This window comes from Flavobacterium aquidurense (genome assembly GCF_031458035.1).
Taxonomy (GTDB): domain Bacteria; phylum Bacteroidota; class Bacteroidia; order Flavobacteriales; family Flavobacteriaceae; genus Flavobacterium; species Flavobacterium aquidurense_C.
Window position 1 is genome coordinate 1 of sequence record NZ_JAVDXR010000001.1, and the last position, 16,174, is coordinate 16,174.

The window sequence follows — 16,174 nt, forward strand, 5'->3', positions numbered from 1 at the left end:
CCCGCTGCATCTGTAGCAGTCCAGGTTACAATTGTGTTTCCTATTGGAAAACTTGACGGTGCATTATTGGTAACTGTTACTGTTCCGGTGCAGTTATCTGAAGTTGTAGGCGTTTCCAAAACAACTCCTGCAGCTACGCATGAATTGGCATCGGCAACAGCCGTAACATTCGATGGGCAGGTAATTGTTGGCTTTTGCGTATCGCTTACTGTTACGGTTTGGGTGCAGGTTTGTGTATTTCCCGCTGCATCTGTAGCAGTCCAGGTTACAATTGTGTTTCCTATTGGAAAACTTGACGGTGCATTATTGGTAACTGTGATTGTTCCGGTGCAATTGTCGCTTGTCGTTGGAGTCCCCAAAACAACTCCTGTAGCAGTACATGAATTGGCATCGGCAACAGCCGTAACATTCGATGGGCAGGTAATTGTTGGCTTTTGGGTATCGCTTACTGTAACGGTTTGGATGCAGGTTTGTGTATTCCCCGCTGCATCTGTAGCAGTCCAGGTTACAATTGTGTTTCCTATTGGAAAACTTGACGGTGCATTATTGGTAACTGTTACTGTTCCAATACAGTTATCTGAAGTTGTAGGCGTTTCCAAAACAACTCCTGTAGCTACGCATGAATTGGTATCGGCAACAGCCGTAACATTCGATGGGCAGGTAATTGTTGGTTTTTGCGTATCGCTTACTGTAACGGTTTGGGTGCAGGTTTGTGTATTTCCCGCTGCATCTGTAGCAGTCCAGGTTACTGTGGTAACCCCGATTGGAAAACTTGACGGTGCATTATTGGTAACTGTTACTGTTCCGGTGCAATTGTCGCTTGTCGCTGGAGTTCCCAAAACAACTCCTGTAGCTACGCATGAATTGGTATCGGCAACTGCCGTAACATTCGAAGGACAGGTAATTGTTGGCTTTTGGGTATCGCTTACTGTTACGGTTTGGGTGCAGGTTTGTGTATTCCCCGCTGCATCTGTAGCAGTCCAGGTTACAATTGTGTTTCCTATTGGAAAACTTGACGGTGCATTATTCGTAACTGTTACTGTTCCAATACAGTTATCTGAAGTTGTAGGCGTTCCCAAAACAACTCCTGCAGCTACGCATGAATTGGTATCGGCAACAGCCGTAACATTCGATGGGCAGGTAATTGTTGGCTTTTGGGTATCGCTTACTGTTACGGTTTGGGTGCAGGTTTGTGTATTCCCCGCTGCATCTGTAGCAGTCCAGGTTACAATTGTGTTTCCTATTGGAAAACTTGACGGTGCATTATTGGTAACTGTTACTGTTCCAATACAGTTATCTGAAGTTGTAGGCGTTTCCAAAACAACTCCTGCAGCTACGCATGAATTGGCATCGGCAACAGCCGTAACATTCGATGGGCAGGTAATTGTTGGCTTTTGGGTATCGCTTACTGTAACGGTTTGGGTGCAGGTTTGTGTATTTCCCGCTGCATCTGTAGCAGTCCAGGTTACAATTGTGTTTCCTATTGGAAAACTTGACGGTGCATTATTGGTAACTATTACTGTTCCAATACAGTTATCTGAAGTTGTAGGCGTTTCCAAAACAACTCCTGCAGCTACGCATGAATTGGCATCGGCAACAGCCGTAACATTCGATGGGCAGGTAATTGTTGGCTTTTGGGTATCGCTTACTGTTACGGTTTGGGTGCAGGTTTGTGTATTCCCCATGCCATCTGTAGCGGTCCAGGTTACTGTGGTAACCCCGATTGGAAAACTTGACGGTGCATTATTGGTAACTGTTACTGTTCCACTACAGTTATCTGAAGTTGTAGGCGTTCCCAAGACAACTCCTGTCGCAGCGCATGAATTGGCATCGGCAATTGCCGTAACATTTGAAGGACAAGCAATTGTTGGCTTTTGGGTATCATTTACAACATCAACTATATTACTCGGAGATGAACAAGTAGTTGATGTATTGGTCCCTATCACATAATAACCATTCCCAGCTGAAAGACCTGTCCAGCTTAAGGCTGATCCTGTACCTGCTTTTGCTGTTTGAACTGCAATATTAGAAGAATTATATAATTGGTAAGTAATTCCGCTTACCGATGTCGTAGAAGTAATTTTGCCATTTCCTCCAGGTAATGTACAAATTGTACTTCCTGTTAATGAAAGTGCTACAGGTAATGAATTTACTGTAACCAAAACTGATCCGGAGAATTCTGCTGAACATATCCCATTCTTAACAATTGCTCTGAAATAGGTATTTGCAGTAAGATTTCCAATCGTTGACCCAAGTAATGTTGTTGATGTACCCGCAATGTCCACTGGAGTTGAGAATGCCACATCACTTGCTTTCTGCCATTTTACAACTGTTCCTGTATTACCATTAAGAACTAAATTTGCAGGAGAAGTTCCTGCACATATTGATGCTACCGATGCAATATTACCTCCTACTGAAGGAGAATTAACACTCAATGTAACATCTTTATTAACAATACTATTACAATTTGGAGTAGCGCTTGTTATTGTGATACCTGTTATTTTTAAAATCTTTCCATTAGCGGATGAAGGGAGGACAGCCGAATCAAATCCTACTGCTCCTGTTGCATCCGAAGAAATTCCAGAAATAGGTATTTGTGAAACTCCATCAATAGAATATGAAATTGTAAAAGTACTACTCGTCAATAAACCGGTTAAATTTATTCTTGCTGTAGAACCTGAACATACTGTAGCAGCTTGTGCAGCACTTCCTAATGTTGGATTAGGATTTATAGTTACTAAAATCGAAGGCGAATTTGTTGCTGGACAAGCACCGCTACTAACACTTGCTCTATAATAAGTATTCGCAGTAAGTACTCCCATTTGTACACTTGTCAAAGTTGGCCCTGTTGCTCCTGATATATCATTGAAGGTACTGTTATTTGCTGATGATTGCCATTGGATCGTACCCGCATATCCGCTTAAAGTAAGGTCTGCAGGCGAAGTTCCAGAACAAATTGTTTGTGGAGATGATACTGATCCGGGCACCGATCCCGAACCCACCAGAACCGTTATTGCATTTGAAGAAATAGCACTGGAACCACATGTATTTATTGCTACAACCTTATAATAATATGTAGTTCCTGTAGTCAAACCTGTAATTGAATAGGAAGTAGCAGTCGTTAAATTTCTACCATCATAATTACCCTCATGAGTAGAAAAATCAGAATTCTTGGAAACAAACAGCCCATAAGATTGCGCGTTTGAAACTGTTTTCCAATTTGCTGTAAAACCATCACAAGTTACTGTAGTGGCTGATGTCGCTGTTGGTGTGCTTGCTTGTCCAAAAATTATAGCAACCACATTACTAGTATTACTACAAGCTGCAGAAGTTACAATTCTTCTATAATAAGTGGTCGTACTCAATAAAGGCGGATCATAATTTACATTAGTTGCTCCCGAAATAGGACTAAAAGTTATATTATCTGAACTGCTTTCCCACTGATAAATTAAAGGATTAATTGTACCTCCAGTTGCTGCTAAACCATTAATAATATCCGGATTAGCCGAGCCTGAACAAAAAATTGCTTGTGAGGGTGCGGCGATAACATTGTCTGAAATTGGAGTGTAAGCAGTATATTTTATTTTAGAGCTACTTGATGTTTTTCCGTATGAATCATTAAAAGTATAGTCTATTTCAACCGGACCAACGATAGTATTATTGATTGGAGTAAAAGTAACGCTAGCTGTGGTCGAATTATAAGTAAATGTTCCCTGACCTACTAACGTTTTTGAAGTTTGAATTCCTGGAGTTAGAACATCTAAATCAACAGTTGATTTATTTATTGTTCCTAAAGTATTAACTGTCCCGTTATCATTGGCTGTTATATCCCCCGAAGTCGCCGCTAAACCAACACATCCTGAAAAAGAATCTGCAGAAGCTACCGGTGTTAGAAGTGTATTTGGGTCTACCGTAATATTCAAATTACGTATCTCATGAAAATTATTAGACCCCCCTGTTGAGGAAGAAATTGCAAATTTTAAATTCGATGGCGAAACTGTAGAATATTCATAATTATTAATAATTAAATCCCTGACACTACCATGGGTTAAGTAAACATCTATAAAGAAGCCCCCTCCTGAACGTGGTCGTAAAACCACTTCCATTTTTCTGAAACCAGCTTTAGTAATATCTGTTGCTGTTCTGTCGCCACCTGCCACGTTAAAAGGACTTGCTAAAGCTGTAGTCTGAACGGAAGTTAGATATGGATAACCTACAAGTCCTGTCCCCTTTCCTCTCAATGTAACATTACTTGAGCGGACAGCCACTCCGCCAGATTTCCCTTCATTATTAGCAGAAAAATTACCATATTCATCAATACCAATTCCTAAATATCCTTTAGAAAACCCCTCTTCTGAGTTTCTTTGTGCATAACCCAGAGAACCTCCAAATGCTCCAGCCGTTACGGGAGATGCCGTTGCATCAAATAATATAAAAGCTATACCATCGGCACCATTTCCGCCATGTGTATAATATTCAAATGAAATAGTCATGCCATAGGCTGACGGAAATGCATAAGTATCTGACCAGGTAATTCCCTTTTGATTTCCATCACTGTTCGTCAACCTCAGATATCCTGAACCAATTGGATCGTTGTAACCATTTTTTAGTCCAGCTCCGCCTGTTAAAAATGCCACAGGTGATCCTCCAAATTGAAGACCTGGTGCTGTATTATTTTTAAAAGATTGAAAAAAAGGAAATTGTGCCCTTGTTTGAGTGGTAGCAAACAATAATAAAACAATAAATATTAGTTTAAATGAATTAAACTTCCGAAAAGTAAAATTAAGCATAGGCAACAGGGATTTGGGGAATATAAATAACACCAGCCGAAAAACCGATTTCGATTTTCAGTACAAACATGATATACGATAAAAAACAAGGAATAGATTTTGACAAACAAATAAAAATCTTAGGATTTTTATTAAAATCATGTAATATTTGGACCATAGGGGCAATAGGTTCAAGACTCAAATTTGTCTTTTAGGTTAATTTCGTAGTTTTGGTGGGGCGAAAATATATAAACACCTCAATACTAGCTACATTAGTCGACGAACTACCTGTAAAATCGTTGAAATGCACTTTTATTCAGCTAAAAGGAACAATAAAGGAGACTTAAAATAATTATTTAGCAATAAAATAGAAGAAATTTCTCAATTAATTATAGATACCCCATTCTTTTGAGGTAATTATAAAGAAATGTGTAATTATTTCTTACAAAAGAAGAATACAAAAACTCACAGTTTTATAACAATTTTAAATTTTGATTTTGTTTAACTTTTGAGTTATGATTTTTATTCAAAAAAGGCAATTAAGAAAATTTACCCAGAGTACATTTCGCAAAATAAAATTGCTTTTTTTAAAGGATATATCTTTTTATTTTGAGAGATAAAAAAACAACTTAGAAAATATCAATGGCGAAAAGAAACTTCCAAAAAAAGTATTAGTACTATTATTTAAGTAGTGGTGTGTAATTCTTTCTTTTTAAATAAATATTTTAGAGTTAATCAAAAAACAACAAAATAGAATGATTAAACAATAACCGTAAAAAAATAAGAAAAGTAGTCGAATTTAGTTCATAAGTAACTGTAATACAAAATCGATACGATATTTTCATTAGATTTGAACTTATTTATCAAAATAATTGATTCCTACAAAAAAAAAGAAGAGATTATACGCAATTATTCTAAAAATTTAATATTGCGTTTTAAACCTTCAAATTTGGTTCTTTTGATTGGTGAATTTTTAAAAACTGCCCGAAAAGTTTCTTCTGTAATATCGACCCAATCCTTTTTGGAAAATGAGAGTAAATCAGGATTGGGATTAAACAAGGGTTCGGAATGCGCTTTCGAGAATCTATTCCATGGACAAACATCCTGACATGTATCACAGCCAAACATCCAATCATCAAACTTTCCTTTCACTTCATAAGGAATATTTTCCTTAAGTTCAATGGTGTAATAGGAGATGCATTTACTGCCATCAACCACGTACGGGGCAACAATTGCCTGCGTAGGGCAAGCATCTATACATGCCGTACAAGAACCGCAATGATCTGTCGTTGCATAATCATACTCTAACTCCAAATCAAGAATAAGTTCTGCAATAAAATAGAATGAACCCACTTTTTGAGTTAGCAGGTTACTGTTTTTACCGATCCAGCCCAAACCACTTTTTGCAGCCCAGGCTTTATCTAAAACTGGCGCTGAATCAACAAAGGCACGTCCGGAAACATCGCCAATATTTTCCTGAATCGAATGAAGAAATTCTTTTAATTTTTCTTTGATTACAAAATGATAGTCTTGTCCATAGGCATATTTCGATATTTTGAAACTTTCTTGATTTTGAGATTCCGCAGGGTAATAATTCAGCAATAATGAAACCACACTTTTTGAATCATCTACCAATAAAGTTGGATCTAAACGCTTATCAAAATGATTTTCCATATAAGCCATTTGCCCGTTATGATTATTCTTTAACCATTTTTCCAACCGAGGAGCTTCTTCTTCTAAAAATCCAGCTTTAGATATACCACAAGAAAGAAAACCAAGCCTTTTTGCTTCTTCTTTGATGAATTTAGAATATGTTTCTTTAGAATTGATTGTCATCGTTTTGAGAATGAAACTTCTACTCTTACTGGTTTTAAAGTAATTAAGGGATTAAACTGAATCTCATTTTTTGCAGATGTAATATGATATTTTTTGACAACATGAGAAATAGTCAGACACATTTCGTAAATGGCAAATCCAGCCCCTATACACATTCTTGGACCCGCTCCAAAAGGATAAAAATATTGCATTGAATGTTTCTTTCTTTCCCCAAGAAATCGTTCCGGATCAAAATCTTCCGGATTCTCCCAATATTTAGGATTACGATGCAATTCATAAAAAGAAACACCAATCAGAGTTCCACTTTTTATATTGTAATTTCCAACACAATCATCTTCCATATTTTGCCTGTCCGTGATCCAGGCAGGAGGATATAAGCGCATTGATTCATTTAAAACAGCATTCGTATAGGTCATTTTCTGAAGCTGTTCAACTATATCTTCTGTTTGAGATTCTATTGTAAAAATCTCATCAAAAACTTTTTGTTGAATTTCCGGATTTTTACCTAGGAGATAAAGTGTAAAAGTTAAAGCATTGGCAGTTGTTTCATGTCCGGCAATAAAAAGAATCTTTATTTCATCAATCAATTGTTTTAATGACATTCCTTCGCCAGTATCTTCATATCTGGTTTCCAAAAGCATATTAAGCAAATCATTAATTTCAATTTTAGAAGCGAGTCTATATTCAATAATTTCCTGAATAATATGATTGTTTTCTTCCGCTAATTCAAGATGTTTTTTCACCTGCCCACTTAATGAGAACCATAAGGCTTTATGAGGAAGTCTAATTTCCTTAATTAAAAAATTTTGGACTTCTTCTAAAATAAATTTAATCCGATGTAATTTTTCTTCTGAAATTGAAAGTTCAAACAAAGACTTAGCAACAACATTAAATGCCAACTGGCTCATAACCGGAAAAAGATCTAATGGTTTTTCTTCTAACAAATCATCCAATTCCGAAACAATAGTCTGATTCATGTTTTCAACCAGCTGATTCATTTTTTGTTTATGAAATGCAGGTTGAATTAATCTTCTTTGTTTCAACCAAAAATCACCATCAACCGTTAAAAGACCATTTCCAAGATATTTAGCAAGATAAACCGACTGAAACTTAGATTTATGATAATTCTTCTGATTCTTCAATAAAATATGCTGAGCAATATCATTATCTCTCGATAGAATTAGATGTTTTGAAAAACCTATTTTAAGAGAAAAAGAATCCCCTAATTTATCAAAATATCTTTTATGAAACGGAATAGGATTTCGGCGCACTCCTTCTGAATCCATAAAGAATCTAAAGATGGAGAGTTTGTTTGGATAAATATATTTTATATTCCTAGACATGATGAAAGATTAAAATAATCCGCCTTGAATATTGGTGTTTATTTTTCCTAAATGTTTATAAGCTTTGTCCGTAACTTCTCTTCCACGAGGTGTACGCATTATAAATCCTTCCTGAATTAAAAAGGGTTCATATACTTCCTCAATCGTTTCGCTGCTTTCAGAAACTGCAGTAGCCAAAGTTGAAAGTCCAACCGGACCTCCTTTAAATTTATTTATAATGGTCAATAAAATCTTGTTATCCATTTCATCAAGGCCATGGGCATCCACATTAAGCGCTTTTAAAGCATAACGAGCAATTTCCAGATCGATAGTTCCGTTACCTTTAATTTGTGCAAAATCACGAACTCGACGCAATAATGCATTGGCAATACGTGGTGTACCTCGGCTTCTTCCTGCGATTTCAATGGCAGCGTCAAGAGCAATTGGCATTTTAAGTATAGAGGAACTCCTTTCGACAATACTCGTTAAAAGTTCAGTAGTATAATACTGTAAACGTGAAGATATTCCAAAACGGGCACGCATAGGAGCGGTCAATAAACCGGAACGTGTTGTAGCGCCAATTAAAGTAAACGGATTTAAATTAATTTGAACAGTTCTGGCATTTGGTCCTGACTCAATCATGATATCAATTTTGAAATCCTCCATTGCAGAATATAAATATTCTTCAACTATAGGACTTAGACGATGAATTTCATCAATAAACAAAACATCTCTTTCGTCAAGATTAGTTAGCAAACCCGCTAAATCACCAGGTTTATCTAAAACAGGTCCAGAAGTAATTTTAATTCCAACTTCTAATTCGTTAGCTAAAATATTAGCCAAAGTAGTTTTTCCTAATCCCGGAGGTCCATGAAAAAGCGTATGATCAAGTGCTTCACCACGTTGATTGGCAGCAGCAACAAAAACTTTCAGGTTTTCTAAAACCTGATCTTGTCCGGCAAAATCATCAAATGACAGCGGACGTAATCTTTTTTCAAGATCCAGCTCTTCTGGATTGTAACCCTTGGTGGTGGGATCTAAATTTTCATTCATCTCACAAAGATATGCAAAGTAATCAGTTTGTAAAACAGTAAAATTGAACCAATAAAACTTTAACTAAAACAAAAAAGACTATCATTTCTGATAGTCTTTTTTAAAATATTTTTAGTGGTGTAAAACTTCTTCACCTTCTTTCATCGGTACATTTTGCGGTACAAAATCTACATCATGATTTGGGTTACTGTAGTCATATGGCCAACGGTATACATGAGGAATTTCACCTGGCCAGTTACCGTGGATATGTTCTACTGGAGTTGTCCACTCTAATGTCGTTGATCTCCATGGATTCTGAACAGCTTTCTTACCGTAGAAAATACTACTAAAGAAGTTGTATAAGAATACTAATTGGAACGCACCCCCTATAAGAGCAAATGTTGTAATTAAAACATTCACATTTTGCAAATCATCAAATAATGGGAAGTTTGTATTTGTATAATAACGTCTTGGCAAACCAGCTAATCCAATAAAGTGCATCGGGAAGAATACTCCGTAAGCACAAACTGCTGTTACCCAAAAGTGAATATAACCTAAGTTTTTATTTAACATTCTTCCGTACATTTTAGGGAACCAGTGGTAAATACCAGCAAACATTCCGTAAAGTGCAGAGATACCCATTACTAAGTGAAAGTGTGCAATTACAAAGTAAGTATCGTGAACGTTAATATCTAGAGTACTATCTCCTAAAATGATTCCGGTTAAACCTCCAGTGATGAAAGTAGAAACCATTCCGATAGAGAATAACATTGCAGGGTTGAATTGTAAGTTACCTTTCCATAAAGTTGTAATCCAGTTGAACGCTTTTACAGCAGATGGAATTGCAATCAATAAAGTAGTAAAAGTAAATACAGATCCTAAGAAAGGATTCATACCTGAAATAAACATATGGTGACCCCAAACAATAGTAGATAAAAATGCAATCGCAAGAATTGACATAATCATCGCTCTGTATCCAAAGATTGGTTTACGAGAGTTTGTAGCCATAATCTCAGAAACAAGACCCATTGCTGGTAATATTACGATATATACCTCAGGGTGTCCTAAGAACCAGAATAAATGTTCGAATAAAACCGGAGAACCACCTTGGTAGTGTAAAACCTCTCCCGCAATATAAATATCAGATAAGAAGAATGAAGTACCAAAACTTCTATCAAAAATCAATAATAATGCAGCTGATAATAATACTGGAAACGAAATAACACCAATAATAGCTGTTACAAAGAATGTCCAGATTGTAAGTGGAAGTCTAGTCATAGACATTCCTTTAGTTCTTAAGTTGATTACAGTAACGATGTAATTTAAAGATCCCATTAAAGAAGATGCAATAAAGATAGCCATTGAAACTAACCATAAAGTCATCCCTGTACCAGAACCTGGAATAGCCTGTGGTAAAGCACTTAATGGAGGATAAATAGTCCAACCTGCAGAAGCTGGTCCAGCCTCAACAAATAACGAACTTAACATTACTACAGCAGATAAGAAAAACAACCAATATGAAATCATATTCATAAAACCAGATGCCATATCTCTTGCTCCAATTTGAAGTGGAATAAGTAAGTTACTAAAAGTTCCACTTAAACCAGCCGTCAGTACAAAGAATACCATGATAGTACCGTGAATTGTAACTAGAGCCAAATAAATATCATTTGCCATTACACCATCAGGTGCAAATTTATCTCCTAATAAAACATTAAAAATTTTAAAAGACTCTTCTGGCCAAGCCAATTGCATTCTGAAAAGCAAAGACATTGCAATACCAATAATACCCATAATGATACCGGTAATTAAATATTGCTTAGCAATCATTTTGTGATCAATACTAAAAATGTATTTAGTAATGAACGTGTCTTTATGATGATGTTCGTGCTCGTGATCGTGTCCGTGATCGTGACCGTGCGCTTCTGCTGACATATATGTGTACTTTAAATTTTCTTAATAAATATTATTTCATAGCAACTTTAGCTACAACCGCTTTTACAGTATCAATAACTGCTTTTACAGTATCCTTAGCAGTACTATCTTTAGTAGGCTCAACTCCTTCAGCAGGTTTTTCAGCAGCAGCTGCTGCTTTTATATCCTGTGCTAAAGTTGTTTTTTCGCTTAACCATTTTTTATAATCTTCCGGAGTATCAACAACCACTTTCATTTGCATATTGTAGTGAGATGCTCCACAAATTTTATTACATAATAATAAATAATCAAATGTATAAGGATCTAAAGCTGTACCTCCTTTAGCAACTAACTCAGCACTTTTTTCAGCTCTTAGTTTATTGATATTTGCCACTTTTTCAACCATAAATGGCAACTCTCTGTATTCAGAAGTTGTGTAAGTTGGAATAAAAGCAAATTCAGTAACCATTCCAGGAACACAGTTCATTTGCGCTCTAAAGTGAGGCATATAAGCTGAGTGCAATACGTCTTGAGAACGCATCTTGAAATGTATTTTTTTACCTTTTGGAATATGTAATTCAGAAACTACAATATCATCCTGAGCATTAGGATCAGACATATCAACACCTAAAGTGTTTACACCTTCGATTAAACGAACGTTAGCTTTTCCTAAAACATTATCCTGTCCAGCATATCTTGCAGTCCATTTAAATTGTTGAGCATATAATTCAATTTCAATTACATCTTCATCTTTATCAACAAACATAATGTTGTTCCAAGCGTACAATCCGTAAAGAATTAAACAAGCTAAAACTACAGATGGAATAATACTCCAAATTGCTTCTAATTTATTGCTATCGGCAAAGAATAATGCCTTCTTATCTTTATTTCCTCTATTTTTAAAAGAAAACCAGTATAATAAACCTTGCGTAATAAATTGAACTACAAAAATTAAAACCCAAGTAATATTCATCAAATTATCTACTAAAAGACCATGCTCTGAAGCAGGAGTATGAAGCGCTAAACCACCCCATTTTAGTAAACCGTAAATAGTAAATATATAGATGAAAGCTAAAAAGCCAAACATAATATATCCCTGAACATTATTATCATTATCTGATGCAACCTGAGAATCGTCCGAAGAAGATCCTACTTGTGTAAGATCAAATATCTTGGTCAATTGCCACAATGCAACTGCTAATAAAACTAAAACTATAATTACCAACAAACTTGTCATCTGTTTACTTCTTTAAATATTAATAATGAAAATGTTTACTTTCTTCAATGAAAGGATTTCTTTTTGCTAACAGAGGTGCTTTCGTTAATGCAGTAAATACAACAAAAATAAATAAACCTAAGAAGAAAAGAATAGATGCAATTTCAGGAATACCAATAAACCATCTGTCGCCAACAGTACCAGGCATAATCATATTAAAGAAATCAACATAATGACCTAATAAGATAACAGTACCAGCCATTACAATAACCCAGCTAAGACGTTTAAAGTCAGTATTGATTAATATTAATAATGGGAACACAAAGTTCATAACTACTGCACCAAAGAATGGTAAATTGTATAATTGAATTCTTGTTACGAAGTAAGTAACCTCTTCCGGAATGTTAGCATACCAGATCAACATGAATTGAGAGAACCATAAATAAGTCCAGAAAACACTAATACCAAACATAAATTTAGCTAAATCGTGAATGTGGCTTGTATTTACATATTCTAAATATCCTTTAGATTTTAAGTATATTGTAACTAAAGCTATAGTTGTAATACCACTTACAAAGAAAGAAGCAAAAACATACCATCCAAATAATGTACTGAACCAGTGTGGGTCAAATGACATAATCCAATCCCAAGACATAATTGACTCAGATACGATAAAGAATACTAAGAATCCAGCAGATAACTTAAAGTTCTTTTTGTAATTCAAATCATCATTAGCTTCGTCTTGAGCTAAACAATTTTTTCTTGAAAAATGACGGTATAAGTTCCATCCTAACAAAAATACAAACGCTCTAGCAAGCCAAAATGGGAAATTTAAATAACCCGCTTTACCAGCTATAATTTCATCGTAATTAGCATTTGTAGGATCCGTAACACCTTCCCCTAACCAAACAAATATGTGATTAAAATGTAATCCGCAAAGAATTAAAATTATAAAGAAAATTACAGAAGCTACTGGTAAATAAGCCGTGATTCCCTGCATAACTCTAAACAAAACCGGAGACCACCCTGCCTGAGCAACTTGTTGAATAGCATAAAATGCTAAAACTCCCATAGAAAGTAGTAAAAAGAAAATACAAGCAACGTACAAAGCAGACCAAGGTTTGTTTTGCAATTGATGTAAAATATGTTCAGCATGAGCTTTAGGATCATGTTCAGCAGAAGCTTCAGCATGTTTATCCTCTTTTGCATCTTGAACAACTGCAGCTTTAGTTTCGTGCGCTTCTTCAGCTTTTACTACATGAGTAGTATCTTCATTAGCAACAACCGAATCTTTACTTACAGCCTCATCAACATTTGCATCTTTTGCTTCTTCATGATGAACTGCTTCAACTGTTTCTGCGTGTTGTGCAGCTTCAGCTTTTTCTTCATGATGTGCCGCAGCGGCCTCACCATGTCCCCCACCGTGCTCTGATGCTTCTTTTTTCAGAAGAGTTTCTACCTCTTCAATATTTTTAGGAGCAGTTAAAAAACCATATCCAATTCCTAATATACCAAGGGCCATTAGGATGATAGAAAAAGTTTTTAATTTACTTGAAAATGTATACATATCTATTACGATCAGTTTGTTCAACAATTATAATTGGCTTTTTAGTTTTAGAACATAGTCAGCAACTAACCAACGTTCGTGGGCACTTAATTGATTTGCATGTGAACCCATTGCATTTAAACCATAAGTTTCAACGTGAAAGATACTTCCTTCAGTAATTACTCTGTCTTTATAGCTAGGTACTCCAAGAAATTTCTCTCTTTCAACCAATTTACCTTTACCGTTTCCAGCTGCACCATGACAACTAATACAGTAAATTTCGAAAAGTTCTTTCCCTTTTCCAGAATTTCTATCCGCTTCAGTTAAAGGTGATTTTAAATTAGCTTTAGCCAATTCATAACCAGCAGTTGAATTTTCGTATTCATAAGGTTCAAAACCTCTATTAATAGTTCCTTCTACAGGAAGCTGTCCTTCTTTTCCACCTTTAAATATCTTTGCTTCTGAGTACGTTTCATAACCTACAGATTCATACATATTAGGGAAGTACTGATAGTTTGGTGCCGAATTATTGTGGCAAGATGAAACTAAAATAGTTATACCAACTAAAAGTGTTATTTTATATATCCTTTTCATAGCTACAATTAATTCTTTTCAATTACTTTAACTTCAACAGCTCCTGTACCTTCGAAAAAAGAAACTAGTTCCGCTTCGTTATCGTTTACAGCAACTTCCATTAAGAAATGGTCATCTGTTGTTCTTACATCAGGATTTTCAGCTTGCTTAAATGGCCATAATCTACTTCTCATGTAAAAAGTGATTACCATTAAGTGGGCAGCGAAAAATACAGTCATCTCAAACATAATTGGCACAAATGATGGCATATTCTGAATGAAACTAAAACTTGGTTTTCCACCAATATCCTGTGGCCAGTCATGAATCATGATATAACTCATCATTGTTGTTGCAACAGAAATACCAACACATCCATATAAAAAAGCACAAATTGCTAATCTTGTTGGTGCTAAACCCATAGCTTTATCCAATCCGTGAACTGGGAATGGAGTAAAAACCTCTTCAATATGATGATGAGCAGCTCTGGTTTTCTTTACTGCATCCATCAAAATATCATCGTCATTATAAATGGCGTATATTACTTTATTACTCATGATGTGAATCTTTATTTGCTCTTTCTCTAATGTAATTATCTCCTGTTCCTTTCAAAATTGTTTTTACCTCTGCCTGAGCAATTACAGGGAATGTTCTTGAGTATAATAAAAACAATACGAAGAAGAAACCAATTGTTCCGATGAAAATTCCAATATCAACAAATGTTGGTGAGAACATTGTCCAAGAAGATGGAAGGTAATCTCTATGTAAAGAAGTAACAATAATTACGAATCTTTCAAACCACATTCCGATGTTTACCACAATCGAAATAATAAAAGAGAACATGATACTTGTTCTTAATTTTTTGAACCACATAAATTGTGGAGAAAAAACGTTACAAGTCATCATTGACCAATATGCCCACCAGTAAGGTCCGGTAGCTCTGTTTAAGAAAGCATATTGCTCATACTCTACTCCTGAATACCAAGCTACAAATAACTCAGTAATATAAGCTACACCAACGATAGAACCAGTGATCATAATAATGATGTTCATCAATTCGATATGTTGTAATGTAATGTATGCTTCAAGATTAGAAACTTTTCTCATAACGATCAACAATGTGTTCACCATTGCAAATCCAGAGAATACCGCTCCAGCAACGAAGTATGGAGGGAAAATTGTGGTATGCCATCCTGGAATTACAGAAGTAGCAAAGTCCATAGATACAATCGTGTGTACAGAAAGTACAAGAGGAGTAGCTAAACCAGCTAATACCAATGATACTTCTTCAAAACGCTGCCAATCTTTAGCTCTACCGCTCCATCCGAAACTTAGGATAGAATAAACTCTTTTTGTAAAAGGAGTTACCGCTCTATCACGTAGCATTGCAAAGTCAGGTAATAAACCAGTCCACCAGAAAACTAATGATACTGAAAGATACGTTGAAATTGCGAATACGTCCCAAAGCAATGGTGAGTTAAAGTTTACCCATAAAGATCCAAATTGATTTGGAATAGGTAAAACCCAGTATGCTAACCATGGACGTCCCATGTGAATAATTGGAAATAGACCTGCTTGAACTACTGAGAAGATAGTCATTGCTTCTGCAGAACGGTTAATCGCCATTCTCCAACGTTGACGGAAAAGTAATAATACCGCAGAAATTAATGTTCCAGCGTGACCAATACCAACCCACCAAACGAAGTTCGTGATATCCCAAGCCCAACCAACTGTTTTATTTAATCCCCATGTTCCGATACCGGTAGATACGGTGTAAATGATACAACCTAACCCCCAAAGGAAGGCTATTAATGCGATTGAAAATACAATCCACCATTGTTTGTTTGCAGGCCCCTCAACAGGTGCAGCTACATCTACTGTTACATCGTGATAAGATTTATCACCTATAACTAAAGGTTTTCTAATGGGTGCTTCGTAGTGAGACGACATAATCCTTTATATTGTTTCT

General features: G+C 35.8%; 10 protein-coding genes. All 10 read right to left on the bottom strand.

Annotated features, from left to right (window positions below; all coding sequences use genetic code 11):
* The coding region (locus J2X17_RS00005) for an HYR domain-containing protein (protein WP_310293487.1) at positions 1–4,790 on the bottom strand (4,790 nt) is incomplete at its 3' end.
* Between the two features lie 888 nt (positions 4,791–5,678).
* Entirely contained in the window at positions 5,679–6,605 is a 927-nt protein-coding gene (gene queG, locus J2X17_RS00010; protein ID WP_310293489.1) for a tRNA epoxyqueuosine(34) reductase QueG, read from the bottom strand.
* The gene (locus J2X17_RS00015) at positions 6,602–7,948 is read right to left on the bottom strand and encodes a cytochrome P450 (RefSeq protein WP_310293491.1); all 1,347 of its coding nucleotides are present in this window, start codon (positions 7,946–7,948) and stop codon (positions 6,602–6,604) included. Before J2X17_RS00015 ends, queG begins: the two co-directional genes overlap by 4 nt.
* Positions 7,949–7,957: 9 nt before the next feature.
* Positions 7,958–8,980 (bottom strand): Holliday junction branch migration DNA helicase RuvB, encoded by a 1,023-nt coding sequence (ruvB, locus tag J2X17_RS00020; protein WP_310293493.1) that lies wholly within the window; start codon positions 8,978–8,980, stop codon positions 7,958–7,960.
* 111 nt (positions 8,981–9,091) lie between these two features.
* Positions 9,092–10,894: a cytochrome c oxidase subunit I gene (locus J2X17_RS00025; RefSeq protein ID WP_310293496.1), complete on the bottom strand. Its 1,803-nt coding sequence runs from the start codon at positions 10,892–10,894 to the stop codon at positions 9,092–9,094.
* A gap of 31 nt (positions 10,895–10,925) precedes the next feature.
* Positions 10,926–12,110, bottom strand: a complete 1,185-nt coding sequence (locus tag J2X17_RS00030; protein ID WP_310293500.1) for a cytochrome c oxidase subunit II — start codon at positions 12,108–12,110, stop codon at positions 10,926–10,928.
* Between the two features lie 19 nt (positions 12,111–12,129).
* Positions 12,130–13,656, bottom strand: a complete 1,527-nt coding sequence (locus tag J2X17_RS00035) for a quinol:cytochrome C oxidoreductase (RefSeq protein ID WP_310293504.1) — start codon at positions 13,654–13,656, stop codon at positions 12,130–12,132.
* A gap of 27 nt (positions 13,657–13,683) precedes the next feature.
* Positions 13,684–14,229: a c-type cytochrome gene (locus J2X17_RS00040; protein WP_026983715.1), complete on the bottom strand. Its 546-nt coding sequence runs from the start codon at positions 14,227–14,229 to the stop codon at positions 13,684–13,686.
* An 8-nt stretch (positions 14,230–14,237) separates the two neighbouring features.
* Entirely contained in the window at positions 14,238–14,762 is a 525-nt protein-coding gene (locus J2X17_RS00045; protein ID WP_025572651.1) for a DUF3341 domain-containing protein, read from the bottom strand.
* Positions 14,755–16,155 carry an NrfD/PsrC family molybdoenzyme membrane anchor subunit gene (gene nrfD / locus J2X17_RS00050; RefSeq protein WP_026983716.1) on the bottom strand — a complete coding sequence of 467 codons (1,401 nt, stop codon included), beginning with the start codon at positions 16,153–16,155 and terminating at the stop codon, positions 14,755–14,757. Before nrfD ends, J2X17_RS00045 begins: the two co-directional genes overlap by 8 nt.
* Positions 16,156–16,174: the final 19 nt, after the last annotated feature.